Origin of the sequence: Halorussus salinisoli, assembly GCA_005239435.1 — an archaeon.
Taxonomy (GTDB): domain Archaea; phylum Halobacteriota; class Halobacteria; order Halobacteriales; family Haladaptataceae; genus Halorussus; species Halorussus salinisoli.
Genome location: SZNP01000006.1, coordinates 62151 through 88582 on the forward strand (window position 1 = coordinate 62151; position 26432 = coordinate 88582).

At 65.2% G+C, this 26432-nt stretch carries 28 protein-coding genes; 12 read left to right on the forward strand and 16 right to left on the reverse strand.

Going from position 1 to position 26432, the window contains the following annotated elements:
* Positions 1-14: 14 nt before the first annotated feature.
* Positions 15-1544, reverse strand: a complete 1530-nt coding sequence (locus E2484_RS17205; RefSeq protein ID WP_137286423.1) for an Hvo_1808 family surface protein — start codon at positions 1542-1544, stop codon at positions 15-17.
* Positions 1545-1693: 149 nt separating this feature from the next.
* On the opposite strand from E2484_RS17205, the gene E2484_RS17210 reads away from it, so the two are divergent.
* Positions 1694-2266: a cysteine hydrolase family protein gene (locus tag E2484_RS17210; protein ID WP_137286424.1), complete on the forward strand. Its 573-nt coding sequence runs from the start codon at positions 1694-1696 to the stop codon at positions 2264-2266.
* On the opposite strand, the gene E2484_RS17215 is transcribed toward E2484_RS17210, so the two are convergent.
* Positions 2267-2770: a DUF7344 domain-containing protein gene (locus E2484_RS17215; protein WP_137286425.1), complete on the reverse strand. Its 504-nt coding sequence runs from the start codon at positions 2768-2770 to the stop codon at positions 2267-2269.
* 252 nt (positions 2771-3022) lie between these two features.
* Positions 3023-3967 carry a hypothetical protein gene (locus E2484_RS17220; RefSeq protein ID WP_321112697.1) on the reverse strand — a complete coding sequence of 315 codons (945 nt, stop codon included), beginning with the start codon at positions 3965-3967 and terminating at the stop codon, positions 3023-3025.
* Here E2484_RS17220 and E2484_RS17225 point away from each other — a divergent pair.
* Positions 3966-4670, forward strand: coding sequence for a lipoate--protein ligase family protein (locus tag E2484_RS17225; protein ID WP_137286426.1), 705 nt, complete (start codon positions 3966-3968; stop codon positions 4668-4670). The genes E2484_RS17220 and E2484_RS17225 overlap by 2 nt on opposite strands.
* A gap of 142 nt (positions 4671-4812) precedes the next feature.
* Entirely contained in the window at positions 4813-6135 is a 1323-nt protein-coding gene (locus tag E2484_RS17230; protein ID WP_137286427.1) for a dihydroorotase, read from the forward strand.
* Between the two features lie 534 nt (positions 6136-6669).
* Here E2484_RS17230 and E2484_RS25135 read toward each other — a convergent pair.
* The 8 genes from E2484_RS25135 to E2484_RS17265 all read right to left on the reverse strand — a co-directional run bounded on the left by E2484_RS25135 (position 6670) and on the right by E2484_RS17265 (position 15930).
* Positions 6670-6828: a hypothetical protein gene (locus E2484_RS25135; protein ID WP_170977400.1), complete on the reverse strand. Its 159-nt coding sequence runs from the start codon at positions 6826-6828 to the stop codon at positions 6670-6672.
* Positions 6829-6927: 99 nt separating this feature from the next.
* Positions 6928-7380, reverse strand: a complete 453-nt coding sequence (locus E2484_RS17235; protein WP_321112698.1) for a DUF7268 family protein — start codon at positions 7378-7380, stop codon at positions 6928-6930.
* A 3-nt stretch (positions 7381-7383) separates the two neighbouring features.
* The gene (locus E2484_RS17240) at positions 7384-8340 is read right to left on the reverse strand and encodes an ABC transporter permease (protein ID WP_137286428.1); all 957 of its coding nucleotides are present in this window, start codon (positions 8338-8340) and stop codon (positions 7384-7386) included.
* Positions 8337-9350 carry an ABC transporter permease gene (locus E2484_RS17245; RefSeq protein WP_137286429.1) on the reverse strand — a complete coding sequence of 338 codons (1014 nt, stop codon included), beginning with the start codon at positions 9348-9350 and terminating at the stop codon, positions 8337-8339. Before E2484_RS17245 ends, E2484_RS17240 begins: the two co-directional genes overlap by 4 nt.
* An 86-nt stretch (positions 9351-9436) precedes the next feature.
* Positions 9437-11179 (reverse strand): ABC transporter substrate-binding protein, encoded by a 1743-nt coding sequence (locus tag E2484_RS17250; RefSeq protein WP_137286430.1) that lies wholly within the window; start codon positions 11177-11179, stop codon positions 9437-9439.
* Positions 11180-11295: 116 nt separating this feature from the next.
* Entirely contained in the window at positions 11296-12963 is a 1668-nt protein-coding gene (locus E2484_RS17255) for an ABC transporter substrate-binding protein (protein ID WP_137286431.1), read from the reverse strand.
* Between the two features lie 144 nt (positions 12964-13107).
* The gene (locus E2484_RS17260) at positions 13108-15603 is read right to left on the reverse strand and encodes an ABC transporter ATP-binding protein (RefSeq protein ID WP_137286432.1); all 2496 of its coding nucleotides are present in this window, start codon (positions 15601-15603) and stop codon (positions 13108-13110) included.
* 108 nt (positions 15604-15711) lie between these two features.
* A complete protein-coding gene (locus tag E2484_RS17265) occupies positions 15712-15930 on the reverse strand; it encodes a hypothetical protein (RefSeq protein WP_137286433.1) in 219 nt (72 codons plus the stop codon).
* A gap of 202 nt (positions 15931-16132) precedes the next feature.
* Here E2484_RS17265 and E2484_RS17270 point away from each other — a divergent pair, with 202 nt between their 5' ends.
* From E2484_RS17270 to E2484_RS17280, 3 genes are all read left to right on the forward strand, one after another.
* The gene (locus E2484_RS17270; protein ID WP_137286434.1) at positions 16133-16564 is read left to right on the forward strand and encodes a universal stress protein; all 432 of its coding nucleotides are present in this window, start codon (positions 16133-16135) and stop codon (positions 16562-16564) included.
* A 244-nt stretch (positions 16565-16808) separates the two neighbouring features.
* Positions 16809-17927, forward strand: coding sequence for a DHH family phosphoesterase (locus E2484_RS17275; protein ID WP_137286435.1), 1119 nt, complete (start codon positions 16809-16811; stop codon positions 17925-17927).
* Positions 17924-18742, forward strand: coding sequence for a BtpA/SgcQ family protein (locus E2484_RS17280; RefSeq protein ID WP_137286436.1), 819 nt, complete (start codon positions 17924-17926; stop codon positions 18740-18742). The genes E2484_RS17275 and E2484_RS17280 overlap by 4 nt, the downstream gene beginning before the upstream one ends.
* Here the strand turns inward: E2484_RS17280 and E2484_RS17285 are convergent.
* From E2484_RS17285 to E2484_RS17295, 3 genes are all read right to left on the reverse strand, one after another.
* Positions 18739-19713, reverse strand: a complete 975-nt coding sequence (locus E2484_RS17285; RefSeq protein WP_137286437.1) for a carbohydrate kinase family protein — start codon at positions 19711-19713, stop codon at positions 18739-18741. The two genes, E2484_RS17280 and E2484_RS17285, sit on opposite strands and share 4 nt — an antisense overlap.
* 54 nt (positions 19714-19767) lie before the next feature.
* A complete protein-coding gene (locus tag E2484_RS17290) occupies positions 19768-20046 on the reverse strand; it encodes a hypothetical protein (RefSeq protein ID WP_137286438.1) in 279 nt (92 codons plus the stop codon).
* 168 nt (positions 20047-20214) lie between these two features.
* A complete protein-coding gene (locus E2484_RS17295; RefSeq protein WP_137286439.1) occupies positions 20215-20637 on the reverse strand; it encodes a DUF5807 family protein in 423 nt (140 codons plus the stop codon).
* A gap of 99 nt (positions 20638-20736) precedes the next feature.
* Here E2484_RS17295 and E2484_RS25735 point away from each other — a divergent pair, with 99 nt between their 5' ends.
* The 5 genes from E2484_RS25735 (at position 20737) to E2484_RS17315 (ending at position 23801) form a co-directional block, all read left to right on the forward strand.
* Positions 20737-20862 carry a hypothetical protein gene (locus E2484_RS25735; protein ID WP_321112699.1) on the forward strand — a complete coding sequence of 42 codons (126 nt, stop codon included), beginning with the start codon at positions 20737-20739 and terminating at the stop codon, positions 20860-20862.
* A 277-nt stretch (positions 20863-21139) separates the two neighbouring features.
* Positions 21140-21709, forward strand: coding sequence for a DUF1684 domain-containing protein (locus E2484_RS17300; protein ID WP_137286440.1), 570 nt, complete (start codon positions 21140-21142; stop codon positions 21707-21709).
* A gap of 99 nt (positions 21710-21808) precedes the next feature.
* Positions 21809-22816, forward strand: coding sequence for a sodium:calcium antiporter (locus tag E2484_RS17305; RefSeq protein ID WP_137286441.1), 1008 nt, complete (start codon positions 21809-21811; stop codon positions 22814-22816).
* 119 nt (positions 22817-22935) lie between these two features.
* The gene (locus E2484_RS17310) at positions 22936-23151 is read left to right on the forward strand and encodes a hypothetical protein (protein WP_137286442.1); all 216 of its coding nucleotides are present in this window, start codon (positions 22936-22938) and stop codon (positions 23149-23151) included.
* Positions 23152-23222: 71 nt separating this feature from the next.
* The gene (locus E2484_RS17315; RefSeq protein ID WP_137286443.1) at positions 23223-23801 is read left to right on the forward strand and encodes a peroxidase-related enzyme; all 579 of its coding nucleotides are present in this window, start codon (positions 23223-23225) and stop codon (positions 23799-23801) included.
* 40 nt (positions 23802-23841) lie between these two features.
* Here E2484_RS17315 and E2484_RS17320 read toward each other — a convergent pair whose 3' ends face one another.
* Together E2484_RS17320 and E2484_RS17325 are read right to left on the reverse strand one after the other, a co-directional pair.
* Positions 23842-25065: a hypothetical protein gene (locus E2484_RS17320; protein ID WP_137286444.1), complete on the reverse strand. Its 1224-nt coding sequence runs from the start codon at positions 25063-25065 to the stop codon at positions 23842-23844.
* A 122-nt stretch (positions 25066-25187) separates the two neighbouring features.
* Positions 25188-25868 carry a class I SAM-dependent methyltransferase gene (locus tag E2484_RS17325; protein WP_137286445.1) on the reverse strand — a complete coding sequence of 227 codons (681 nt, stop codon included), beginning with the start codon at positions 25866-25868 and terminating at the stop codon, positions 25188-25190.
* A gap of 104 nt (positions 25869-25972) precedes the next feature.
* Between E2484_RS17325 and E2484_RS17330 the strand changes: the two genes are divergently transcribed.
* A complete protein-coding gene (locus tag E2484_RS17330; RefSeq protein WP_137286446.1) occupies positions 25973-26413 on the forward strand; it encodes a DUF2391 family protein in 441 nt (146 codons plus the stop codon).
* The last annotated feature ends 19 nt before the right edge of the window (positions 26414-26432 follow it).

Consider the following 26432-nt stretch of genomic DNA (forward strand, 5'->3'; position numbering starts at 1 on the left):
AAAAGACGAGTCGGCTACTGCTTCGGTGCCGCGCCCTGCCGAACGTCCGAGAGGTCCGAGACGGTCGGCGCGTTCACGATGACGACCGTGTCGCCCTTCTGCTGAACGTAGAAGGCGTCGGCGAAGCCGTTGCCCTCGATGCGCCACGTGTTCGGGCGTCCGTCTACCTTCGTGGCGTCGTTGTACTCCAGGACTTGGCGGTAGCCCTCGACGAACTCCGCGGCGTCCTGTTCGGAGTCCCAGACCGACTTCCAGACGTAGCCCGTCTCGTTGGCCTTCGCCACGTCGTTGGTGTAGACGGCGAGTTTGTCGCCGTCCCACCCGGCCGAGTACGTGCTGTTGTAGTTCAGCGGGTCGAACTGCCGGACCTGGTCGGTCCCCTGTTTCGTGTTGAAGAACTCCCGGGCCGGAACGATTTGAGTCTGGCCCTGACTCGGGTAGTAGGGGTACATGAACATCGCGAAGATGCCCGCTTCGCCGACGCTACCGTAGCTCGGACGACCCTGTAGTTCGAGTCGCTCCCAACCGTTGCTGGTCCGGTCTTCGAGGTCGAACTCGGCCGGAGAGTCCTTCCCGTACTTGTCGGGATGGATGACCTGCTCGGTGCTCGCGGGCGGGTTCTCGTAGAGGTCGTTGACTGCCTCCCAGCCACCGCGTTGCTGGACCCCGCGGACGAACGGCGGACCGTCGCTGTACGGTTGGAACTTGATGAGGTACGGACCGATGTTGGCGAGGTCGCCGCTGGTCCCCGACCCGGAGTCGGACAGACAGTCGCCGTTCCACTCGTCCTTGCATCGCTCGGAGTAGAGGTGGTCGACGTAGTTGCCGTCGCCCTCGATGACGCCGTCCTTGGCGTTGTGGAGTTCACGCGTGGACTGGTCGAACTTCGAGAGGTTGAACTTCTGGTCCTGAAGCGCGTGGAACAGTTCCTGCGAGAGCGTAATCTCGTCGAGTTTCGGCGTCGAAGCGTTCTCCGAGACGACGACGATCTTCTCCTCGCTCGGACTGTAGAAGCCGCCGACCGACGACCCGGAGTTGCGGTTCTGGACCGCGATAGAGTCGGTCGACTCGCCGATCATGAACAGCGATTCGTACTTCACGTTGTCGAACAGTCGCCGGTCGTCGGGCGTCGAGCGGTCGTTCTGGTTCGACCGGAACTCCTCGCGGGTCTGGATTTCGACCGGAACCCGTTCTTCGAATTCGAGTTGCCGGATTCGCTCGACGCGGGCCATCGCGCGAGCGACCGTCTTGTCGAGTTCGGTGTCGTTCAGTCCGTCCTCGGGGTTCACATCGATGGTCTCGTTGTACCAGTAGCCCGCCTCCCAACCGATGACGTCGGACTCGGGGTCGTCGGGCTTGACGACCTGTTGGCTCGATTGCTCGGTCGTCGCGTCCGACTCGGAATCGGACTGGGTCGTCTCGTCCGCCGTCGGAGGTACCGTCGTCTCGGCTGCCGTATCGGTCGTCGTCCCCGCGCCGGGGGCCTGCGAACACCCCGCGACGACGAGCATGAGAGCGACCGCGATTGCGATAGTCGTACGCATTAGCTGTGACCATGACGTAGGTCTACACCGTCAAAAACCTCTTGATAGCGAGGTGAAATCAATGCAGTAACCTGAATGGGCGACGATTGCCGACGGAGGGGACCGAATCGTCGGAAAACGTTTTTGGCCCCGAATTGCTACTTTCGAACATGAAGTTCGACCCAGATTCGACGGCAGTCGTGGTCGTGGACGTGCAGAACGGCTTCTGCCACCCCGACGGAAGCCTCTATTCGCCCGCCAGCGAGGAGGCCGTCGCCGACGTGACCGAGGTGGTCTCGGCCGCCCGCGACGCGGGCGCGTCCGTGGTCTACACTCGCGACGTTCACCCGCCCGAGCAGTTCGAGGGCAACCACTACTACGACGAGTTCGACCGCTGGGGCGAACACGTCCTCGAAGACTCGTGGGACGCCGAACTCCACGCCGACCTCGACGTGCGCGAGGAAGACCACGTCGTCGAGAAGCACACCTACGACGCCTTCTACCGGACCGGCCTGGAAGGCCACCTCGACACGCACAAAATCGACGACCTGCTCGTCTGCGGGACGCTCGCCAACGTCTGCGTCCTCCACACCGCGGGGAGTGCGGGACTTCGGGACTACCGGCCGGTTCTGGTAGAGGACGCCCTCGGCTACATCGAGGAGGACCACAAGGAGTACGCGATAGCACATTCGGACTTCCTGTTCGGCGAACTGACGACGAAAGACGAAATCGAGTTCGAGTAGCTACGGGTCGAGATGAACGTGCTGGAGCGCCTGCCGGACGTGATAGTCCTTCTCCACCGGGTCTTCGACCGTGAGCGCCTCGGAGAGGTGTCGAACTACGTCCGTCCCGTCGGCCACTTCCTGCTGCTCGCTACTCGCCCGGCCCTCGGCGCTGTCGAGCAACGAGTAGACGAACTCCGACCCGACGAAGCGGACGGTTTCGCTCCTCGAATCGTACTCGATCAGCCCCGCTTCCTCTAACTTCGGCACGTCCTTGTGATGCAGGGCGACCGAAACGTACTCGAAGTCACTGCTTTCCGTTCTGTTCGCCACGTAGTCGGCGAGGTCGGCCATCGTCGCCACGTCGTCCGACGCGTTTCGGAAGTACTGCAAGACGAGACGGCGTCGCTCCTCCGACAACGCAACCAGTGTACGGTCGAGTCGCTGTCCGGTTTCTTCGCCCGTCGTTCGGTCGTGGCGCTGTTTTTCACAGTTCAAAGTGGAGGAGATACCGTCGTCGTCCATGTCCCAACAGACGAACAACGGGAAGATGGACCTTCGCCCTCGAAACGTAGGTTACGGCGTTCGATACGTCTGTCACCGACGAGGACTGACGCGTGTGGACGACGAAACGGGAGAGGGACGGCGGTCGTCCACGACGACTTCTGACGACCACTCGCGGAGATTTTCCGGCACGCCACCGCGAACTCGACCCGGAGTGCGCCGAGTGCGATGTTTTCCGTCAACGGAAGTCCAGAGGGAGGCGCGAACGGTCGATTAGCGAGTCACGCTTATTTCGACTTCCTCGCCCACCTCGAACGCCACGTCCGGACAGACCAGTTTCGCACCGAGCGCCTCGCGCGCGAAGAAAAACGAGAGACCGGTGATCGGCGTTCCGTTCGCCAGCACCGTCAGGTCGTCCCACGCGATAGTTCGTCCCGCCGCAGTGCCGACGCGTCGACCCGCGAGCGAGACCGTCTCGTCGTGGCCGTCGCGCCGCGTTCCGCCGAGAACTCCGCCGCCGTCGTAGTGGGGAAGGCCACCGTCGAAGATTCCGTCGCCTCCGTCTCCGGCCCTTCCGCCGTCGGTGGCGATTCCTGCGAAGCACTCGCCCGGCGCGGGGTGGTCGGGCGCGTCGAGGACGGCGTAGGTGTCGCTCGCCGAGACGACCGTCCCTCGGCCGTCCCACGGAACCCCCGCGAGTTCGACGCCGGTGTCCACCTCGACCGGGAGCGACCCCGAGGCCCGGAAGGGGTTCGCGTCGGGAGACCGGAAGCCGAGATGGACGTGGTTGTCGACCCACGGAGCGAAAAAGCCCGAGCGCACCATCTCGCCGAGCGAGTCGCCGACCGCCACCTCGTCGCCGGGTTCGACTGCGGGTTCGACGTGGAGGATTCGAGCGAGGTGGTCGCCAGTGTCCACCACGACGAGGTGGTCCCGTTCGACGGCGTACGGTTTCGGGGGTGCCGAGACGGTTCGGGTGGCGACGACCTCGCCCGAGACGGGACTCGGCGCGGCGGTCTCGCGGCCATCGCCGGCGGGTCGCCAGTCGCCCTCGTGGGGATAGAGGTCGATAGCACACCCCTCGTCGTGGGCGGTGTACGGCGAGTTGTACAACGAGAACCGCGGGAAGCGTTCCAGAATCTCCGGGCCGACCGTGACCATCGTTCGCACCTCGGAGACGCGAGGGTTTAGGTACTCCGACTGTGAACCGTCGGACATGCGCGTACTCCGCGGCCGGGCGGCGAGTCGGGACGCCGACCGCGAAGTCGTCGCCCGACTGCTCGAACGGGCGGCCGAGGACGGCGAGGCGTCGGTCCGGGCGTGGCGACCACACCGCCAACTCGCGTTCGGGCGACGCGACTCGCGGGCCGACGACTACCACGTGGCGAAGAAGGTCGCCGACGCCTGCGACTTCGCGCCCGTCGAGCGGTCGGTCGGCGGCCGAGCGGTCGCCTACACCGGCAACACCGTCGCGTTCGCAAAGGTCGTTCCCCTGGAGGACATGCGAATCGGGATGGACGAACGCTACGAGACGGTGACGAGGGCCATCCAGCGTGCGCTCTGGCGACTCGGCGTCCCGGCGAGTCGCGGCGAACCCGAGGCGAGTTTCTGCCCGGGCGACTACTCGCTCCAGCGCGACGGGAAACTCGTCGGGGTGGCCCAGCGCGTCCGGAAGAACGCGGCGCTGGTCTCGGGCGTGGTCGTCGTGCGCGACCACGAGGAAATCGGGGGCGTCCTCGACCCGGTGTACGCCGCGCTCGACGTGCCCTTCGACCCCGAATCGGTCGGGAGTATCGCCAAGGCGGGCGGCGACGGCGACCCCGAGACGGTGGCCCGGACCGTCGAGGAGTTACTGGTCGGCGACGAGGAGGCCGAAGTGGTTTCGGTTCCGGAACTCGCCGACGCCGAAACCGCCGGCTGACCTGTCTCTCGGTGACGACCGCCGGCCTCCTCTCCGATGTAGTTCCCGTCGTCGACACCGACGCCGTTCGTACACCGTCATCTTCTGCTTCCGAGCGGACGAACCGGGAGCCTTAGGACGCCGACCCCCGAACCGACACTCGATGCTCACCGTACGGAACGCGACGCTGGCCGACGGCCGACAGGTGGACGTGCGAATCGACACGTCCGCGGGCCGCATCGCGGGGGTCGGCTCTACCCTCACCGAGTCGGGCGACTCAATCGACGCCACCGGCAAACTCCTCCTGCCGGGGATGATAGACGCGCACGTCCACTTCCGCCAGCCCGGATTCTCCCACAAGGAGACGTGGGAGACCGGGAGCAAGAGCGCGGCGGCGGGCGGCGTGACGACCGTCGTGGACCAACCGAACACCGACCCGCCGACCGTGGACGGCGAGGCGTTCGACCGGAAGGCCGACCTCGCGAACGACTCCTACGTGGATTACGGCATCAACGGCGGCGTCACCGAGGAGTGGGACCCCGACGAACTGTTCGCCCGGCCGGTTCTCGCGCTCGGCGAGGTGTTCCTCGCGGACTCGACCGGCGACATGGGTATCGAGGAGGACCTGTTCCGGGAGGCGGTCGAGCGCGCGACCGACGAGTACCGAGTCGTCACGGTCCACGCCGAGGACGCCGACCTGTTCTCGGAGGAAGCCTGGGACCGCGACGGCGACGACTACGACGCGTGGAGCGCCTACCGAACCGCGGAGGCGGAGGCGGCCGCGGTCGAGCGCGCGGTCGAAATCGGCGCGGAGGCCGACGCCGAGATCCACGTTGCCCACACCAGCACGCCCGAGGGCGTCGATGCCGCCACGACCGGCGGCGCGACCTGCGAGGTGACGCCTCACCACCTGTTCCTCTCGCGCGACGACTACGACGAGTTGGGCACCTTCGGCCGTATGAATCCGCCGCTCCGAAGCGAGGACCGGCGGGAAGCCCTCTTCGAGCGCGTGGCCGACGGGACCGTGGACGTGGTGGCGACCGACCACGCGCCGCACACCCGCGAGGAGAAAGACGCGAGCATCTGGGACGCGCCGAGCGGCGTGCCCGGCGTCGAGACGGCGCTCCCGCTCCTGCTCGAAGAGGCCCGCAAGGGCAACCTGAGCTACGAGCGCGTCCGCGACCTGACCGCGGCCACCCCCGCCGACGTGTTCGGCCTGACCCGGAAGGGGAAGGTCGAACAGGGCCTGATGGCCGACCTCGTGCTGGTGGACCCCGACGCGAGCAGGGAGATTCGCGGCGAGGACCTCCACTCGAAGTGCGGGTGGACGCCCTTCGAGGGAATGGCTGGCGTCTTCCCCGAGCTGACGATGGTCCGCGGGAACGTGGTGTACGACAGCGGGGCGTCGGAGACGCCTCGAAGCGAAGGCGGTGCAACCGCCGACGGCGCGTTCGGTGACCCGGTCGGACGGAACGTCCGAGAGTGAGGACTCGCCGGAACCGGTCGAACGACGGAAGTCAACGATTCGCAATCAGACGCCGAACGCCGCGTCCCGTATTTCCCCATTTGTCCGCGTTTCCCCAATCAATCGCTTCATTCGTTTCCTTCTGCGGCAGAGGATGGAAAGAGTTGCTCGAAGAGGCGCTATTATGTGAAAAGCACGTTTATATCGTATCGTCGGCGAAGACCCGCCGACTGATGCACCGCCATCCGAACTACCTAGACCAGAAGGGTACTCGTCCGCCGACGGAACCTTCGACGGGACCGCTTGCTCGGCCGTTCCCGTCGTCACTTTTCACCGACTGTAGACCGACGAGTCGCACCGCGGTCGGCGTGAGACTCACCGCCGCTGATGACTACGTACGTCGTCGAGTCGGACCGTCAGTTACGGCCGTCAGCCATCTCAGTAATTTTTTTAGAATCGAAAAAGATGTCTATATCAACAGTATTGCGGTCGATACACCATTCCATCGTGTTTCCGGGTAGCGCGATATCTCTCGGCGAGGCCGCTCGGCGCAGTTCACGCTACGCCGTCGCGGATCACCGGCGCGACGGCGTAGCCGAGCGCGCTGACCATCAGAATCGCCGGAATCGCTCGGCCGGGTTCTCGGGACACCTGCCAGACGACGAACACCAGTCCGAGCGCGACGGCGACCGCTTGACGCGTGGTCTCGTTCATCGACAGGGGTACGACGACGTTCGGCAAAATCGAACCGGTTCGTTCCACCCGACGACGGAAAACGGAGAACGTCGTCACGACGCTCGGACCGCCGGCAGTCTACGCCACGCTTCCGACGACCACGGTCGCTAAACTCGCGCCGATCATCCCGCCGACGCCGACGCTCCCGAGGACCGCCATCGCCTGCCGGGAGTCGGCCTCCGTCCAGTCCGAGCGCCCACCGATGTGTCGCTGGAAGCTCTGGATGCCCCTGCCAGCGAACACCGACCCCGACCAGCCGAGAATCGAGAAGCCGAACACGAGCGCACCGACGGCGAACACCTTCTCGCTGGCGAACTGGAGCGACTCGCCCGAGACGACGAGGACCGGGACCGCGGCCCCGGCCAGTGCCACACCGAACAGGAGCGCGCGCCCGAGTCGTGCGGCGCGCTCACGGAGGGTCGGCGACTCGTCGCCGTTCGGCGTCGAGTCGCCGGGGCGTAACCCGCCCGACCGAGAGTCGCCGGGATTCGGTTCGCCGGGACGCGATTCGTCCGAGTCGCCCGAACGCATCGGTCAGTCCACAGTCTCTCGCATCCGGGGGTCGAGCGCGTCTCGCATCCCGTCGCCGAGCAGGTTGAACCCGAGGACGGTGACGGCGATGAACAGTCCGGGGAAGAACGACCACCACCAGTCGCCCGTCAGGAGTCCCTGGTTCACGCCGTTGGACAGCATCAGTCCCCACGAGGGCGTCCCGGCCTCGGCACCGAACCCGAGGAACGAGAGCGCCGCGATGTCGATGATAGCCAGTCCGAAGTTGAGCGTCGACTGGACCGTCATCGGCGCGAGGCAGTTGGGCAGGATGTGACGGACGATGACGCGGGGGTCTTTCGCTCCGAGCGCCTCCGTGGCCTCGATGTACTCGTCTTCCAGCACCTTGAGCGCGGCACCGCGGACGACGCGGGCGAACCGCGGCGTGTACACCAGCGTCAGCGCGATGACGACCTTCCAGAGACCGGTGCCGAAGATGGCGACCAGCGCCAGCGCGAGCAGGAGACTCGGGAACGCCAACAGCACGTCCATGGTCCGCATGATGACGTTGTCGGTGAGGTCGCCGTAGTAGGCCGCCAGAATCCCGAGTCCGACGCCGAGAACCGTCGAAGCGCCGACCGTGATGGTGCCGTACTTCATCGCTAGCCACGCGCCGTAGAGAGTCCGTTGGAAGATGTCCCGGGACTGGATGTCGGTGCCGAAGGGGTAGGCCCACTGGCCGTACTCGCCGACGATGGCGGTCTTCTGGCTGAGCCAACTCGGCGGCGCGAGGTTGGGGTTCGTGCCGATTTGACTCTGCGTCACCGACGCGAGGTCGATGAACAGTCGAGCGTAGAGCGCGATCGCCACCATCACGAAGATGATGGTGAGGCCCGCGACGGCGAGGCGATTCGACAGCAGTTCGGAGAGGAACGGGGAGGCGCGGAGTCGTTCGACGACGCCGCGCTGGCCCACGTCCTCGGTTTGGGTTTCGGTACTCATTGGTCGATCCTCGGGTCGAGGTAAGAGTAAGTTACGTCCACGATCAGGTTCACCAGCGTGAACAGGAACGCGAACATCAGGACGGTGCCCTGCACGACCGGGTAGTCACCGACCTGAATCGCGTCCACCAGTAGGGTGCCGATGCCCGGAATGCCGAAGACGGTCTCGGTCAGGACCGCACCGCCGAGCAGGGTGCCGAACTGGATGCCGATGACCGTCACCACCGGGATGAGCGCGTTCCGGAAGCCGTGCTTCATAACCGTAATCTTCGATCCCTGGCCCTTGGCGCGGGCGGTCCGCATGTAGTCCTGCCGGATGACCTCCAGCATCGACGACCGCATCATCCGGGAGATGAGCGCCATCGAGTAAATGCCGATGACTACCGACGGGAGTAACAGGTGCATCGCGGCCGACTCGAACGCCGCGAAGTTGCCCCGGACGAGCGTGTCGAACGTGATGATTCCCGTGATGGGGTTGATGTCGAACCGCGACGCGATTCGGCCACTCGCCGGTAGCCAGCCCAGAACCTGTGCGAACAGCAGGATGACGAGCGGACCACTCCAGTAGATCGGGACGCTGATACCCGTCAGCGCACCGATTCGGGTGGCGTGGTCGCTGAACGAGTCCTGCTTGATGGCCCCGAGCAGACCCACCGGAATGCCGAACAGGATGCCGAGGAACTGGCCGAACAGCGCCATCTCCAGCGTGACGGGGAGCTTGAATCGCAGGATCTGCTTGACCGAGGTTCCCTTCTGAATCTGGTAGGACTGTCCGAAGTCCAACTGGACCGCCTCCAGCAGGAACCGGCCGTACTGTACCCAGATGGGGTCGTTGAGTCCGAGTTCCGTCCGAATCTGTCGGACGAACTCCTCGGACGCCCGCTGACCCGCGATGACCCGTGCGGGGTCACCCGGCGCGAGGTGGAGGATGGCGAAGACGAACGTCGCCACCCCGAACAGCACCGGGACGAGCAGCAGGAGTCGTTTGATAACGAACCGCTTGGAAATCATTCACTCGCAAAATTGACCGGAGGGGACAAAAAAGACTCGCTACCGCCCTGCCGTCCGTCGGAGACTAAAGGGAGTGGTCGGCGCGACTACTCGCTCAGCGAGACGAGGTTGAGGAACGGTCCGCCGATGGGCGGAACCTTGAACCCTTCGACGTTGTTGCCGACGCCGCGGAGGTCCTTCGCGTGGTCGAGGGTGACCCACGGGGACTGTTCGTGGAAGATTTCGGCGGCCTTCTGGTACTTGGGCTTGCGCTCGCTCGTCTTGTAGGAGGCCTGGGCCTCCTCGGTGAGCTTCATGAACTCGGTGTTGGCCCACGCGGCCGCGTCGAGCGTGTTGATGCTGTCGAAGTTGTCCGGGTCGACCCATTCCTGTCCGTCCGGAACCTCGCTGCGGTCCACGCCGGGGTGGAGCAGCGCGTAGTAGAAGTTGTCCGGGTCGCCGTTGTCGGTCATCCAGCCGAGGAAACAGGCGTCGTGCTTGTAGTTGTCAGTGTAGTCGAGGAAGGGGTTGAACGGCATCGTGTTGATGTTGACCGTGATGCCGACCTCGTTGAGGTTCGACTTGATGACCTGGGCCGCCTGCTTGGGCGAGGGGTTGTAGGTCCGCGGGTTCTTGAACGTCGCCAGTTCGAACTCGAAGCCGTCGCCGTAGCCCGCCTCTTCGAGTAGCGACTGGGCCTTGTCGAGGTCCTGCGGGTAGGGGTCGATGTCCTCGTTGTACCCCATCACGCTCTCGGGGATGGGCTGGCTCGCCTGCGAGGCGATGCCCTTGAAGATGGTGTCGACGATGTTCTTCGTGTTGATGGCGTAGTTGACGGCCTGCCGAACCTTCTTTTCGCGGAACGGCTCGAACTTCGCCATGTTGAACGCCATGTAACCGACGTTGATACCGGGCTGTTCGAGGAGTTCGGCCTTGTCGGACTGGTCCACGATCTGGGACGACTGGGCACCCAGACCGTCGATGATGTCCGCGCCGCCCGAGACGAGCGTCTGGGCGCGAGTCGTGTTCTCACCGATGGCCGTGAACACCACTTCGTCGACCTGCGCCTCGTTCTCGCCCCAGTAGTCGTCGTTCTTGGTCAGACGGATTCGCTCGTTGCTGGTGTCCCAGTTGTCGAACTCGAACGGGCCGGTCCCGACCGGATTCTTGGCGAGGTCCGTGCCGTACTCCTCGATGGCCTTCAGCGAGTGGACCTTCGAGACGAACATCGCGAGGTTCTTCAGAATCGGCGAGTAAGGCTGGCCGAGTTGGATGGTGACCTCGTAGTCGCCCGACTTCTCGACCGAGTCGATCCATCGACCGAGTGCGTAGGGACCGTACGACGAGGCGTAGTCCTGTCCGGGGAAGTGTTCGTACTCCTCGTCCACGAACCGGCGGTAGGTCGCTACGAAGTCGTCCGCGGTGAAATCGTCGCCGTTGTGGAACGTGACGCCCTCGCGGAGGGTCAGGCTGACCGTCTCGCCGTCGACGTTCCAGTCGGTCGCCAGTCCGGCCTTGAGCGAGGTCTTGCCCGGCTTGAACTCGATGAGACCGTCGTAGATCTGGTTCGTGACCTTCGCGTCCTCGCCACTCGTCGTGTTCTGGAAGTCGAGGGACCCCGAGTCGTTCCCGCGAGCGAAGGTGAGGGTGCCACCCGTACTCCCGGACTCCTCGGTCGTCTCCTCGGTGTCGGTCGCTTCGGTCGTTCCGTCCGTCTCTTCGGTGGTGTCGGTCGTCGTTCCGTCACCTTCGCCATCGCCGCCGGTACACCCGGCCAGTGTGGCCGCTGCCGCCGCACCGCCAGCAGCTTTCAAGAAGCTACGCCGCTTGAAGCTGTCATCTGTCGCCATAAACCATCATGCTCGTACCTCCCATATAAGTATGCCGGACCTGAAAAGACCGGAAATAAAACAATTACTCGGTATTGAGTATTCGTTCGTCCACCTCTCAAAAATCGAATCGGTGGCTACTCCTGAACGCTGACGAGGTTCAGAAGCGGCCCGCTGATCGGCGCGATCTGGAAGTTCTGAACCCGATTCGAGACGCCCCGGAGTTCCTTGGCGTGGTCGATGAACACCCACGGTGCTTCGTCGTGGGCTATCTGTCCGGCCTGTTTGTAGAGTTCGGCGCGCTCGCTCTCGTCGAGCGTCCGCTGACCCTCCTCGACGACCTCCATGAACTCGGTGTTGGCCCACGCAGCCCGGTTCGTCGTGTTGTACCCTTCGGTGTCGAAGCTAACCCAGTCTTGGCCCTCCGGCACGTCCTCGACCGAGATACCGGGGTGCAACAGCGCGAAGTAGAAGTTGTCCGGGTCGCCGTTGTCGGTCATCCAGCCGAGGAACGTCGCGTCGTGTTGGCCCTGCCCGGTGTAGTCGAGGAAGGGATTGAACGGCATCTGGTTGATGGTGACCGTGATGCCGACCTCGTTGAGGTTCGACTTGACGGTCTGGGCCGCCTGCAACGGCGAGGGGTTGTAGGTCCGCGGGTTCTGGAACGTCGCCAGTTCGAACTCGAAGCCGTCGCCGTAGCCCGCCTCTTCGAGTAGTTGTTGGGCCCGCTCGGGGTCGTGTGGATACGGGTCGAGTTCCTCGTTGTGACCGAGAACCTGCTCCGGAATGGGTTGGCTCGCTTGCACCGCGATTCCCCGGAAGATGTTCTCGACGATGGCCTGCGTGTTCACCGCGTAGCTGATGGCCTGTCGGACCCGCCTGTCGCGGAATGGCTCGAATCGAGCCTGATTGAACGCCATGTAGCCGATGTTGATGCCCTGCGTCTCGACCAACTCGGCGTTGTCGGCGTTGTTGACGATTTCGGACGCCTGCGCGCCGAGACCGTCGATGATGTCCGCGCCGCCCGAGATGAGTGTCTGGGCGCGAGTCGTGTTCGACCCGATGGCGGTGAACACTGCCTCGTCGATGTAGGGGCCCTCGCCCCAGTAGTCGTCGTTCGCACTCAGCCGGATGCGCTCGTTACCCTGATCCCAGTTATCGAACTCGAACGGTCCCGTCCCGATGGGTTGCTGGCTGAGGTCCGTTCCGAGTTCCTCGATTGCCTGCCGGGACATGACGCTGGACGCGAACATCGCAAGATTCCGCAGGAACGGCGCGTACTGTTGGTTGAGTTCGATGGTGAGGCCGTAGTCGCCGTCCGTCTCGACGCTCTCGACCCAGTTGCCGAGCGTGAACGGCCCATACGACGAGATGTAGTCCTGTCCTGGGAAGAGGTCGGACTCGGGGTTCGTGAACCGATCGACCGTCGCCACGAAGTCGTCCGCGGTGAATTCCTCGCCGTTGTGGAACTGGACGCCCTCCCTGAGTGTGAGGGTCGTCGTCGTCCCCTCCAGATTCCACTCGGTTGCCAACCCCGCCCGAAGACTCGTCTGGTTCGGCTCGAACTTGATGAGCGTGTCGTACACCTGGTCGGTGACCTTCCTGTCCTCACCGCTCGTCGTGTTCTGTGGGTCGAGCGTCCCCGAGTCGTTCCCCCGAGCGAACGTGACGGTCCCGCCCTCTTGCTGTGCTACGTCGTTTTGGGCTCCCGCTTCGACGTACCCCGTGACGGAAGCGGTCGCTGCCGCGCCACCTGCCGCCTTCAAGAAGCTACGCCTTGAAACGGACGTGTCGTTTGAAGTCATCCACGGTACCAATCAATCATTTTGGACATAAGGCTACGGGAGCGGATAGTGCGCCGAGTCGATTAGTTCAATTCACCTATCAGTCCGTAACCATCGTCGGGCACGAAAATGGTGAAGTCGCGTGCGGGAACCGGGTCGCTCGGACTATTCAGGTTGGTCGTAGAGGTGACAGGCCGCGGGGTGGGCCTCGTCCTGCAGGACCGGATCCTTCCGCTCGCAGACGCTCTCGAAGTGTTCGCGCAGGAGCGAGGCGGCGGCGTCCCAGTCGTCGTCCGAGAGATGGTCGAACGACTCGTCTACGATTTCGCGTGGGCGGCCCGACGGTTCCACGTCGAACAGGCGGTCCCAGAGGACCTGCTTGAACGCCATAGGTGAGGCGTCTGGCCGTCCTCCGTCCGCGGCGGTCGCGGCCTCGGCCTTCGCATCCTCGCCGCCTGTGGCATCGTCCCACACGGCGTCGAGGTCGATGGCGCGGTCCTCGACGCGCTCGCGGTAGTCCATCACCTCGCGGTAGGCGGCCTGTTCGACGTCCAGGTCCTCCGGCGGGATGATCTGGGGACACCGCGTCCGGAAGTGACACCCCGAGGGCGGGTCGATGGGCGAGGGCACGTCGCCTTCGAGGATGACGCGGTCGTCGGTATCGACCCGGGGGTCGGGTTCCGGAATCGCCGACAGCAGGGCCTGCGTGTAGGGGTGTTTGGGGTCGGCGAACAGTTCGTCCGTGTCGGCGACTTCGACGATTTCACCGAGGTACATCACCGCGATGCGGTCGGAGATGTGGCGGACCACGCTCAGGTCGTGGGCGATGAACAGGTAGGTCAGGCCGAACTCGTCCTGCAGGTCTTCGAGCAGGTTGAGAATCTGGGCCTGCACCGACACGTCGAGCGCCGACACCGGTTCGTCGGCCACGATGAAGTCGGGGTCGACCGCGAGGGCGCGGGCGATGCCCACGCGCTGGCGCTGGCCGCCGGAGATCTCGTGGGGGTACCGGTCGAACTGGCCGGGTTCGAGACCGACGGCCTCCATGAGTTCGGCGACCCGGTTCTTGCGTTGCTGCTTGCGCGAGGTTCCCTCCGGGGGAGTCTCCTCGGGCAGGCCGTGGATTTTGAGGGGTTCGGCGATTATCTGACCCACCGTCATCCGCGGGTCGAGGCTGGACAGGGGGTCCTGGAAGATCATCTGCATGTCCTTGCGCCGGTCCCGCAACTCCTCGCGGTCCAGTTCCGAGAGGTCCGTGCCCTGGAACACGATGCGGCCGTCGGTCGGTTCTTCGAGGTGGAGCAGGGTCCGACCCGCGGTGGACTTGCCACACCCGGACTCGCCGACCAGACCCAGCGTCTCGCCCTCGTAGATGTCGAAGCTCACGCCGTCGACGGCTTTGACGCTCTCGATCTCGTCGGAGAGCCACTCGTCGAGAAGCCCCTCTACCCGCGAGAAGTGTTTCTTCATGCCGTCGACTTCGACCAGTCGGTCGCCGATGTCGTGGTCGCGGGTCGTGATGCCCTCGAACTCCTCGCCGTACTGGCTCTTGTCGAACTCTTCGAGGACGCACTTGGCCCGGTGGTCTACCTCCTCGGGACCGTGCTGGAGGTTCGGAATCTCGCCCTCGGTACACTCGGGTTGGGCCCACGGACACCGCGGCGCGAAGTGGCACCCTTCGGGCATGTCGATGAGGTCCGGCACGTTGCCCTCGATGGGCGTGAGGCGCTGTTTGTCCTCCTGCGGGATGGATTCGAGGAGCGCGTAGGTGTAGGGGTGGCTCGGGTTGTGGAAGATCTCGTCCACCGGGCCGACCTCCACGATGTCGCCCGCGTACATCACGGCCACGCGGTCGCAGGTCTCGGCCACCACGCCGAGGTCGTGAGTGATGAAGAGGACGGACATGCCGAGTTCGTCCTGTAGGTCGTTGATGAGGTCGAGAATCTGGGCCTGAATCGTCACGTCGAGCGCGGTGGTCGGCTCGTCGGCGACGAGGAGCTTGGGCTGGCAGGCCAGCGCGATGGCGATGAGGACGCGCTGGCGCATCCCACCGGAGAACTCGTGGGGGTACTCCTCGACGCGCTCGGTGGGTTCGGGGATGCCGACCTCCTCCAGCATGTCGATGGTGTCCTGCAGGACCTCTTCGTCGATGTCCTTCCCGCCGAGGCTGGGCGCGACCTCTCGGACCGCGTTCCACCACGAGTCCTTCCTCTGGCCGCCGTACTGGTGGAGTCGGAGGCTCTCGGCGACCTGCTCGCCCACGGTCAGTGCGGGGTTGAGCGAGGTCATCGGGTCCTGGAAGATCATGCTCATCTCGCCGCCCCGAATCCGTCGCATCGCGTCTTCGGGTGCCGATAGCAGGTCGATGTACCCCTCGTCGGGGAAGACGAACTCGCCGACTCCGGTGGGATACCGCTGGGCGAACTCGTCGGTCAGTTCCTCGTGTCGGAACGCGGCCTCGCCGCTCACGATTTCGCCGGGGTCGTCCACCAGTTGCATCAGCGACAGCGCGCTGACGCTCTTGCCGGACCCGGACTCGCCGACGAGACCGACCGTCTCGCCCTCCCGAATCGACAGGTCGAAGTCGTCTACGGCTTTGACCACACCGCGTTCGGTGTTGAACTGCGTCCGCAGATCCGAGATTGACAGTAAGTCACTCACAATTAGTCGAAAGTGGTAGGTCCGCGGGCAAATACCTTTCCACTTTTCTACCGGAATCGGCGGCCGGAAGACAGCACGGAGCGCTCCGACGACGGCGAAAGAACCGTCTTACTCGCCTTTCGCCGCGAGCATCCCCATCGACGCCGCGCTCGTACAGACGATCGGAGCGAGCCACAGGAGGCTATCGAGTGGTACACCGCTGGAGGCCTGCCACCCCGCGTATCCCACCGCGAACGAGGTGACGGCGAGTAGTGCCACGAAAACGCCGAAGCGATCCTCCGACTGCATCCATTCGAGCCGTCTCTGGAGCGCCGAGTAAAACGACATATCCCAAACAAGACGAAGATAAATAATAACTTCTTTGCCAACTCTCCGTAGCGAATCCGCGTTCGGGACCGTTATCTCGTGGCTGACCGACCCTTCGTACGCGCGTAACAGTATTACTACTCCCCCTTTCGGCCGACCACCGACCGGATCCCCACTCGCCGACCCACCGAAGTTTAAGAGGCGTCCGACAGTAGAAGGCGCTATGATAGATACCGTCGTCATCGCCACGGACGGGTCCGAGAGCGTCACCCGCGCCGTCCGAGTCGCACTCGACCTCGCCGAGCGATTCGACGCCGGGGTCCACGCACTCTACGTCGTGGACACCGGCGAAGTCGAGTCCTCGCCCGACGACCTCCGCGACGAACTCCGCGACGCTTTAGAGTCACAGGGCGAAGACGCGCTCGACGCCGTGCGCGACCACGCCGACCGAGAGCTGGTGACGGCCGTCCGCGAGGGTCGCCCGGCGGCCGAGATCACCGAGTACGCCCGCGAACAGGACGCCGACGTGGTGGCGACCGGAACCCGGGGCCGCCACGGCGAGAACCGGTTCCTCATCGGGAGCGTGGCCGAGCGCGTCGTCCGGTCGTGTCCCGTGCCCGTGCTGACGGTCCGGCAACTCGAAAACGGGGCGTGAAACGATAGCGCCTGTTTAAGGTTTTTACAGTTTCGGAAGCACCCGCGAGCGCGGCCCCTTTCAGTCCGCCGGAAGACGAACCGCGTCTTCCGTGTCCTCGTTCGCGTCATTCGCGAGGACGTCCAGACTGTAGTTTGGTCGGCCAACCCACCCGATAGCAGTTGGTCGGCCTGCTATCGCGTGACTACCCCTACCCTCGTCCGACACCCGAGGATTCTTTCACCCTCCACCCGGAAAGGAGGGTATGAAAGACTGGGTCATCGATGACGACAATCTCTCTATCGAGCGAAAGTCCATTCTGCCCGGAGAGGGCTTTTTCATCCCCGATTCCGTAGAAGAAGCGAAAGAGGAAGCCGAGGCCGAGGCCACTCTGACCGGGGCCGACGTGGCGGTCGTGGCCGACCCCGACGCCGACGGTCTGGCCTGCACCGCGCTGGTCCGAGAGGTGTACGGGGAGGCCGCGCTCATCGACGCCGGCCCCCACGACCTCGAAGACGCCCTCGAACGCGTCGCCGACTACAGCGAACCCGGCGCGACCGTCTTCGTCTGCGACCTCTGTCCCGACACCTACGACGACGTCGGCGAGGCACTGGAGGTGCTGGCCGACCAGGCGGGCGAACTCCACTGGTTCGACCACCACCAGTGGACCGACCCCGTGGCCGAGGCGGTCCGCGACGCTGGCGTGAACCTCGTCATCGGCGACAGCGAGGAGGAGTGTACCGCCGACGTCGCGGTCCGGGCTATCGACTACGACTTCCCGGAGTACCTCGTGGAACTCGCGGCCGTCACCCGCGACCACGACCTCTGGATCCGCGACGACCCCCGAAGCGACGACCTCGCCGACTTCTCCTACTGGGCCGACCCCGAGGAGTACATCGACGCCGTCGCCGAACACGGCGCGGACCTCCCCGAGGACGTACAGGAGTTCCTCGCCGAGATGCGCGTCGAGAAGGAGGCCCTCATCGAGAAGGCGGTCGCCCGCGCCGACGTCGAGGAGGTCGGTCCGTGGACGGTCGGCGTGACCTACGGCCGATGCTCGCAGAACGAGGTCGCCGAGGCGCTCCGCCAGCAGGGTACCGACGCCGCGGTGGTCGTCAAGCCCTCCGGAAGCGCCTCGATTCGCGGCACCGACGACTTCGAGCGCGCCCACGAGGTCGCTCGGCAGGTCAACGGCGGCGGCCACCCCAAGGCCGCCGGATGTAAGCCCAGAATCTACGACGACATGCTCGACTACGCCCACCACTGGACGACCCGCGGCGCGGTGGCGAAACAGGTTATCGTAGAGGCGTTCTACAATCTGGAGTGGGACGAGGAGGACGAGACGGAAGCGGACGACGCAACCGCGGACGAGACCGAAGAATGACGACTTCTGACCTCGCAATCGACGCCGAGAAACCCATCGTCGGCATGGTTCACCTCCCGGCACTTCCGGGCGCGCCGAAGTTCTCCGGGGACTTCGAGCAGGTCCGCGAAACCGCCCTACGTGACGCCCGACGACTCGAAGCGGGCGGCGTGGACGCGCTGATGCTCGAAAACTTCGGGGACGCGCCCTTCTACCCCGACGACGTGCCCAAACACGTCGTCGCGTCGATGACCCGCGTGGCCGCCGACGTCCGCGAAGAAGTGGACCTGCCGATGGGAATCAACGTCCTCCGGAACGACGCCGTAGCCGCGCTCTCGGTCGCGGCCGCAGTCGAGGCCGAGTTCGTCCGCGTGAACGTCCACGTAGGTGCGCGCGTGACCGACCAGGGCGTCGTGGAGGGGCAGGCCCACGAGACGGTTCGCCTGCGCGAACGCCTCGACGCAGACGCGGCCATCCTCGCGGACCTCGACGTGAAACACTCCGCCGCCCTCGCCGAGCGACCGCTCGACGCCGAGGCGGTCGCGGAACCGGTCGAACGCGGACTGGCCGAGGGAGTGGTCGTCTCCGGCGCGGGCACCGGCCACGAGGTCGCGAGCGACCACCTCGAAGCGGTGGCGGCGGCCCGCGACGAAGGGGGACTCGACGCGCCGATTTTCGTGGGAAGCGGCGCGACTCCCGAGAACGTCGGCGACCTGCTCGGAGTCGCCGACGGAGCCATCGTGGGGACCGCGCTGAAGCAGGACGGCGAGACGACGAGTCCGGTCTCCGTGAAGCGAGTCGAGAGACTGGTCGAGGCCGCCGACGAGACGCGCTAATTCGATTCGAGGAACGCTCGGACCTCCTCGGCGGTCGGCAGTCCACCTCGCGCGTTCTCGGCGGTGCAGTTGAGCGCCGCGGTCGCCGCGGCGAAGCGCCCGGCGGTTTCGGGCGAGCGACCGCCGAGGAGCCAACTGTGGAGCAGGCCCGCGGTGAAGGCGTCGCCCGCACCGGTGGTGTCCACGGTCTCGACCTCGAACGCGGGGACTTCTACGATTTCGCCGCCCTCGGTGAGCAGGAGCGCACCGTCCGTTCCGCGGGTGACCGCCGCTCTGGTGACGCCTCGCTCGCGGAGTTCCGCGATGGCCTCGCGAGGTACTGCGCCGAGGTACGACCGGGCCGACACCTCGTTGGCGACGAAGCAGTCGCAGATCGGGAGGAGCGCGTCGAGCGTCTCGGGTCGGGTGGCGCGGTCTTCGAGTTCCGAGAGCGGTCCCGAGAGGTCGAAGACCAGCGGCGGGAACTCGTCGTCGTCGCACTCGGCGGCGGTTACGAGGTCGGAGACGACGGGGTCGGGCGCGTACGCGCTGGTGAACGCGAGGTCGGCCCGCCGGAGGTAGTCGAAGTCGTCGCGGGACAGTCGGAGGTTCGGGACGCTCTCGCCGCCCGCGATTATCATGCGCTCGCCCTCGGGGTCGCGCAGAATCATCGAGTAGGAGGTTCGCTCGCCGGCCGCGCCGCGCCGGACTCGCCGGGCGTCGATACCGCGCTCGCGGAGGTCGGCCAGAATTCGGTCGGCCGCGGCGTCGTCGCCGACGCGCGAGACCACGCCCGACTCGCGGCCCAGGCGAGCGAGTCCGGCCGCGACGTTCGCGGCGACCCCGCCGATTGCGGTCGCCTCGTCGCGGACGAACGCGCCGCCGTCGGGTTCGGGAAGGTTGGTCAGCGCGTAGACGCGGTCCACGACCGCGCTTCCGACCGCGATTGCGTCGAGGCGAGACGGGGCCGCGCCCGAGTCGAAGTCGCTCATCGGCGTGACCGAGGAACCGCGGGAGGAAACGCTTTTCGACGGCAGGGAAACGACTCAGGGCTTCCGGAACTCGTAGGAGAGGTCGCCGCCCTCGACGCGGATGGCGTCGGCGTCGTGGTCGAAGTAGAGCGCCTCGACGCCGCCGTCCTCGAAGTCGTGAAGCGGCATTCCGGCCGAGACGCGGCCGTCTTTCGTGACGAGGAAGGTCGCGCTCCCGACCGTAATCTCGATGCCCTCGCCGCTCTCGGACACCTCTCCGTCCGCGGCGATTTCCCGGAGGTGGTCCGCGATGGCGTTCCAGTCCTCGACGGGGACGCGCTCGAAGTCGTCCATGGCGACCCTGCAATCGTCAGCGGGAAAACGACTTGGGCCAGCGTGCAGTGGCCTCCCGGCGGGTTCAGCGACCGGGGCTTTCGAGAACGCGTCAGTTCCGGTTCTGCGGGTCGCTCACTCCGGATAGAAGACGAAGACCGCGACCGAAGATTCCCGAAAATCCGCCGTCTACTCCGCTTCGTTAGTGACCCACTTCTCGGAGTACGCCGTCCCGCAGTCGCAGTAGGCGTAGGCGTGGATGACCTCGCCTTCGGCGTAGAGTCCGCCGACCTCCTCGTTCTGCTCCTCGGCGAAGGCGAAGATGAACTCGACCGACCCGTCGCAGTCGGGGCAGTCGCCGCCCGCGAGGTCCCGGGCTATCTCGCCGTCGGTGCCCATCGCCTGCTTGGCGAACCCCATCGCGTCCATGCCGGTCGCGGTCTTGAACACGCTCCGGCCCTGGTCGCCCTCGACCACCAGCACCACGCCGCCGTCTACCTGTTCGCCGTGCTTGGCCAGTCCGTCGCCCTCGCCCTCGACGAACGAGTCCGAGAGGAACAGCGCCACGTCCTCGGGTCGCTCGCCCGCGAGGAACTGCTCGCGTTTGTCCATACCGCCGGTAGGGAAGGAGACGGGAAAAGGCCCGCGTTCTCGTCGGCGACTGATGGAATTGTAGATGTTTGTTTTAGAAATGTATATAGATGTTTTAGAATGATTCGTATATCTCGAATCCGGACAGACTACCCGGCGCGCGCTGGCGCGGCGCTCACGAGCGCCGCGCCAACCGCGCGAGGGACGGCGGCCGCGGATGCGGCCGCCGAGGTTGGGGAGGTGTGAGGCCCGCGGTTGCGGTGCTGTCGCGGAGCGGTGCGGTGACTCCTCGGTGTCGGCAGTAGCTAGCTCCGGCAAATCGGTCTCGTGCCACGACAGCTTCAGAGTCGGCAGTAGCTATCCCCGGCGAATCGGCACCTCGCCTCTCGTCACCGTCTTCCGCTCCGTTCCCGCCGAATTCTCCAGTTATCGTGAGTCCACCGAGACCGCACCGACCGCGAATGGACGGGACCGCTCCAGAGTGATGAGAAGCGTTACCCGGCGCGAACGAGTACGACCAGCCATGACCGACACCGAGTCTGCAGACACCGACGGCTTCGACGCCGACCAGTGGCGCGAGGAACTCCGGTCCCACCGCGCCGAGAAGGACGACTTCTTCGCCGAGCATCCCCAGTCGCCGATTCCGCCCGAGGAGCGCGACGACTTCGAGAGTCTCGACTACTTCGGCCCGGACCCCGACTACCGCGTAACCGCCACCGTCGAGGTCCACGACCGGCCAGACCCCGTGGAGATGGACGTGAGCGCGGGACCGCCCCAGCGATACCTCCGGGTCGCCACGCTCCACTTCGAACTCGGCGACGAGGAACGCGAACTCGCGGCCTATCGCCAGCAAGCCGACGAAGACGGACTGTTCGTCCCGTTCCGGGACAAGACGACGGGCCAGCAGACCTACGAGGGCGGCCGGTACATGGAGTTCGAGACCGAGGGCGAGTTGGAAGACGGAAGCGAGATGGTGGTGGACTTCAACATCGCGTACTCGCCGTTCTGCGCCTACAGCGAGACGTTCGCCTGTCCGCTCCCGCCCGAGGAGAACTGGCTCGAAGTCGAGGTTCTGGCGGGCGAGCAGGCGTAGCGAACGGACGGGAAGGTCCAGCGAAACCCGACTCGGCGAAATCCAGTCCGCCAAAGCGACCCACCAGTATCTTCAGCGAGGAGTACCACGGTTAACCCGATGAATGGCGTCCTCTGGTATCTCCTGTTGGCCGTCGTGGCGACTGCTATCATCTGGAAGGGAAGCGAACTCCTCGAACGCTCCGCGGAGCGTCTCAGCAAGCACTACGGTTTGCCGGTCGCCGTCCACGGAGCCGTCGTCGTCGCCATCGGGTCGAGTTTTCCCGAACTCAGTTCGGTCGTCATCAGTACGCTCCTGCACGGCGAGTTCGGTCTCGGCGTCGGGGCCATCGTCGGGAGCGCCATCTTCAACCTGCTCGTCATCCCGGCGCTCTCCGCGTTCGCCAGCGAGACGCTCGAAGTGACCCGGGACATCGTCCACAAGGACGCCCAGTTCTACATCATCAGCGTCCTCGTGCTGTTCATTACGTTCGCTCTTGGAGCCACCTACGTCCCCGGCGGGACGAACTCGGCGGCGATTCTCACGCCCGCGCTCGTGGTGATGCCGCTCGCCACCTACGGCGTGTACGTCTTCCTCCAGTATCAGGACACCCGAGACTACGTCGCGACTGACACCATCGACGTGAGCCCAGGCCGCGAGTGGGGCGTTCTCGCGGTCTCGCTCGTCCTCATCGCCGTCGGCGTCGAGGTCATCGTCCGCGCCGCGCTCGGCTTCGGGGCGATATTCGACACGCCGAGTTTCCTGTGGGGGTTGACCGTCATCGCCGCCGCGACGAGCCTTCCCGACGCGTTCGTCAGCATCAACGCCGCGAAGAACGACGAGAGCATCACCAGCCTCACGAACGTCCTCGGAAGCAACACGTTCAACCTCCTGGTCGCCATCCCGGTCGGGGTCCTCCTCGCGGGGTCGGCCACCGTCAACTTCCTCATGGCGATTCCGATGATGGGATTCCTCGCCTTCGCCACGCTCGTGTTCGTCGTCGTCACCCGCACTCACCTCGAACTCACCGACACCGAGGCCTACGCGCTACTCGGCCTCTACGTCCTGTTTCTCGCGTGGATGACGCTCGAAAGCACGGGCGTCATCGAGACCGTCCGCGGAATCTGAGCGGCGGAACTGCGTCGGCGGTACGATTTCGAGAGATTCGGACGTCGAGCGACCGAAAGCGGCCGTCGCACGGGGAAACGATTCACATCGACGGGCGTTCAAACCAACGTCGGGGAGCCATGTCCGGGAACCTGAAACAGCGAATCCAGCGCGTTATCGCAGAACAGGCCGAAGAGAACCAGTCCGACACGGTGAGCGAGGAGACGCTCAAGGCCGTCCTCTCCGGAAACGCGGGCGTCGAGCCACAGGAGGTCGAACGCGCGCTCGACGAACTCGTGGCCGACGGGACGCTGACGCAGACAGACGACGAGTACCGACTCTCGAACGACGCGTAGCTCGCCGTCCGTGCGGCCGGCCCTTTCTGACCACGGTGAGAACTAAATGGAGAACCCGCGTCGGGTCTACTATGTCAGACGAGGCGATGACGAACTTTCCGGTTCCGGACGTGGAGGACCTGCCCGAGGACCTCCGAGAGCGCATCGCGGAGGAGACCGAACGCGCGGGATTCACGCCGAACGTCTTCCGCGCCTTCGGCTACAAGCCGAGCCACTTCCGGCCGTTCTTCCAGTACCACGACGCGCTGGTGGAGGACACGCCGCTCGACCGCGAAGAGGTCGAGATGATAGTCGTCACGGTCAGCGGCGTCAACGATTGCCTCTACTGCGTGGTCGCCCACGGCGCGCTCTGCCGGTTCTACAGCGAGCGCCCCAAACTGGCCGACCAACTCGCCACGAACCACCGCGCCGCCGACCTCTCCGAGCGCCGGAAAGCGATGCTCGACTTCGCGGTGAAGTTGACCGAAAAGCCGGGCCGCGTGACCGAGGACGATATGGCGGTGCTCCGCGAAGTCGGGCTGACCGACGAGGAAATCTGGGACGTGGGGAGTGTGACCGCGTTCTTCAATCTGAGCAATCGGATGGCGACGATGGCGAACATGCGCCCGAACGACGAGTTCTACACGTTCGCGCGGGAGACCGCGGAGTGACGACTACGACGGTTTCGAACGAACGGTCGAGACGATTCGGCTAGCTCTCGGAGGACGATTCGGCGTCGCTCCTTCGCCGGAATCGAGTTCCGAGGACGAACGATGGCGTCCCTAACAGCAACAGGACGACCACGAAGACGAGGAGGTCGAGTTGCGGGGTCGAACTGGGCCGAGAAGACGTGACGAGCGCGCTCGCCACGACGAACGGCACTCCTCCGAGCGAGAAAGCGAGGAACCGACTCGCCCGAGGATATCGACCTATCGATACCCCGAGCAGGAGGAAGCCTCCGACGGAGACTATCAGGGGCCATACGAACAGTTCGCCGACGAGCGTTCTTCCGACGCCGCCGAAGATACCGACGAGGAGTCCCGCATGTAGTACCACGACGGCGGGAAGGTCGACGGGTGGTCTGTCCGCGAACCGGGCGCGAAGCGAGTCGCCTCGTCCGACGCGTCGAACCGGCGACTTCCCCGCGAAACTGCGAGAGACGAGTACCGTCACCCCGAGCAGTCCCAGTGCGTACAGCCACCCTACTCGTGCCGTTCTCGGTGCCGCCCAACTGGCGACGTGCGAAGTGACGGTGCTCCGAGTAGCGAGTCGCGTCGAAAGTCGGTCGTCGGGAGCGAACGCGACGTAGGTATCCCCGGTGACGACCCTGGTATCCGAGGACCGCCAGACGACGGCTCGTCCTCGCTCCGTTACGTTGGCTTCCGGAGGGTAGTTCGTAGCGACGGTTCCTGCCGGTCCGCGAACGACCACGCGGTCCGCCCCCAGCAGATACGACGAGGGTCCTCGCCCTTCGGTGTCGAAGTAATCGACCAGCAGTACCTCCCCGAACCCTCGGCGGGCCACGTTCGAGACCGTGAACGAGACGACGAGTACGTCGTCTTCCATCCGTGCCGAGAGATTCGTCACGTTCCCTCCGTGAATAGCGACGTACGGTGCGACGTCACCGACGGCCCCGGTTACCGACTCGCGGGCGAGTCGAGACACCCGGTCTGGATCGGAACGCAACTCACCGACGTCCGGCCCCGAAAGGTTTGCCCGGACGGTCCATCGCGAATTTCCATCTTCTCGCACGCGAATCCCGAGTTCGCTGGATTCGACCGACACGTCGGGACCATCGGCGGTGGCGTTTTCGATTCCTTTCTCACACGTGATGCAGACCGTCGGACTCGGTGGGAAATCCGCACATCCCGACGTAAACACGAGTACGCCCAACGCGAGGAGAGCAAAAAGACGGCGAGCGCCGCTCCGGTCCATTACTCCAACACCTTATCTGTCGTAGTATTTAATTTTTTACCCGATAGGGAAGAATACGTCTCGGCAGATTACTGCGGTCGTTCGTCGTTACACACCGATTCGCCGGACGGAACTGCCCGAAATTACGGCGCGACACCGACCGTCAACAGCGTCCCGAACTCCCGGTATCGCTCGACCATCGCCTCACGCGACTCCCAGCTATCGGTCGGAAACTCGCTCACGTCGGGAATCTCGGTGTCGCGGTCCGGCACGTTGTCCTGTTCGGCGACGTAGAGGCCCGCCTCGCGGAACGCCTCGCGGTACTCCGCCGCCGACCAGCGCGTCATCTCCACGTCGATGTTGTCCTGCCACTCGTGGGAGTGGACGTTCTCCTCGTAGTAGTTCACGCCACAGAAGAAGGTGCCGCCGGGTCGGAGGACGCGGGCGACCTCCCGAAGGGTCTCGGTGGGGTCGTTGGCGTAGTAGAACGCCTCCATCGTGAAGACGTGGTCTACGCTGTCGTCGGCGAACGGCAGGTGGTCGAAGTCGCCGACGAGGAAACCGACCTGCGAGTCGTCGGTGTACTCCGTGGCGTTGCGCGCCATCTCCGGCGACCCGTCGAGTCCGTAGGCCCGTCCGGCGTTCTTGGTGTCCCGGAGCGCGCGGGCGGCGTACCCGCTTCCGGTTCCGAGGTCCAGCACGGTGTCGCCCGTCTCGACCGGCATCCGGGCCAGGACGTACTTGGCGGTGTGCCAGTGGCGGTCTTCCATTCCCCTGTCGCGGCCGTCGGCCGCCCAGTCGTCGAACTCCTCGCGGACGCTCATGCGGGGAGGGAGACGTGCCAGCGACAAAACGGATTCGGAACGACCGCTCGCTTCGACCGTCGAACAGCAGGGGGCTTTTATCCGCGCGGTGTGTCACGTCGCGTATGGTCGGACGAAGCAAGCGGTACGCGCTGGCCGACTCTGCCCAGCAGACGGTGGGCGGGTTCCTGCTCGCGGGGCCGTTCGTCGTCACCGAGGAGGTGTGGGTGCTGGCGACGGACATGACCTCGTTGCAGGCGCTGCTGACGGTTCTCATCGTCTTCCTCATCGGCTACGGCGCGCTCTACAAGGCCGATGACGACCGCGACCCCGACCGCGAGTCCGAGGTCGCCGGCGTCCCGACCCGGTTCGTCTCGCTGATGCTCGTCTCGTTCGGGTCGGTCGCCATCCTCTCGCTGGCGTTCGGCGCGCCCGGCACCTTCCTCGGCGAGACGTACGTGGACGGCCAGCCCTCGATGGAGACGGTCGGTATCACGCTCCGCGCGATCAGCGTCGGCGCGGTGTTCAGCGTCGTCGGCGCGGCCACCGCCGACAGCGTGTTCTGACGCGAGCGCGTCTCGGCGC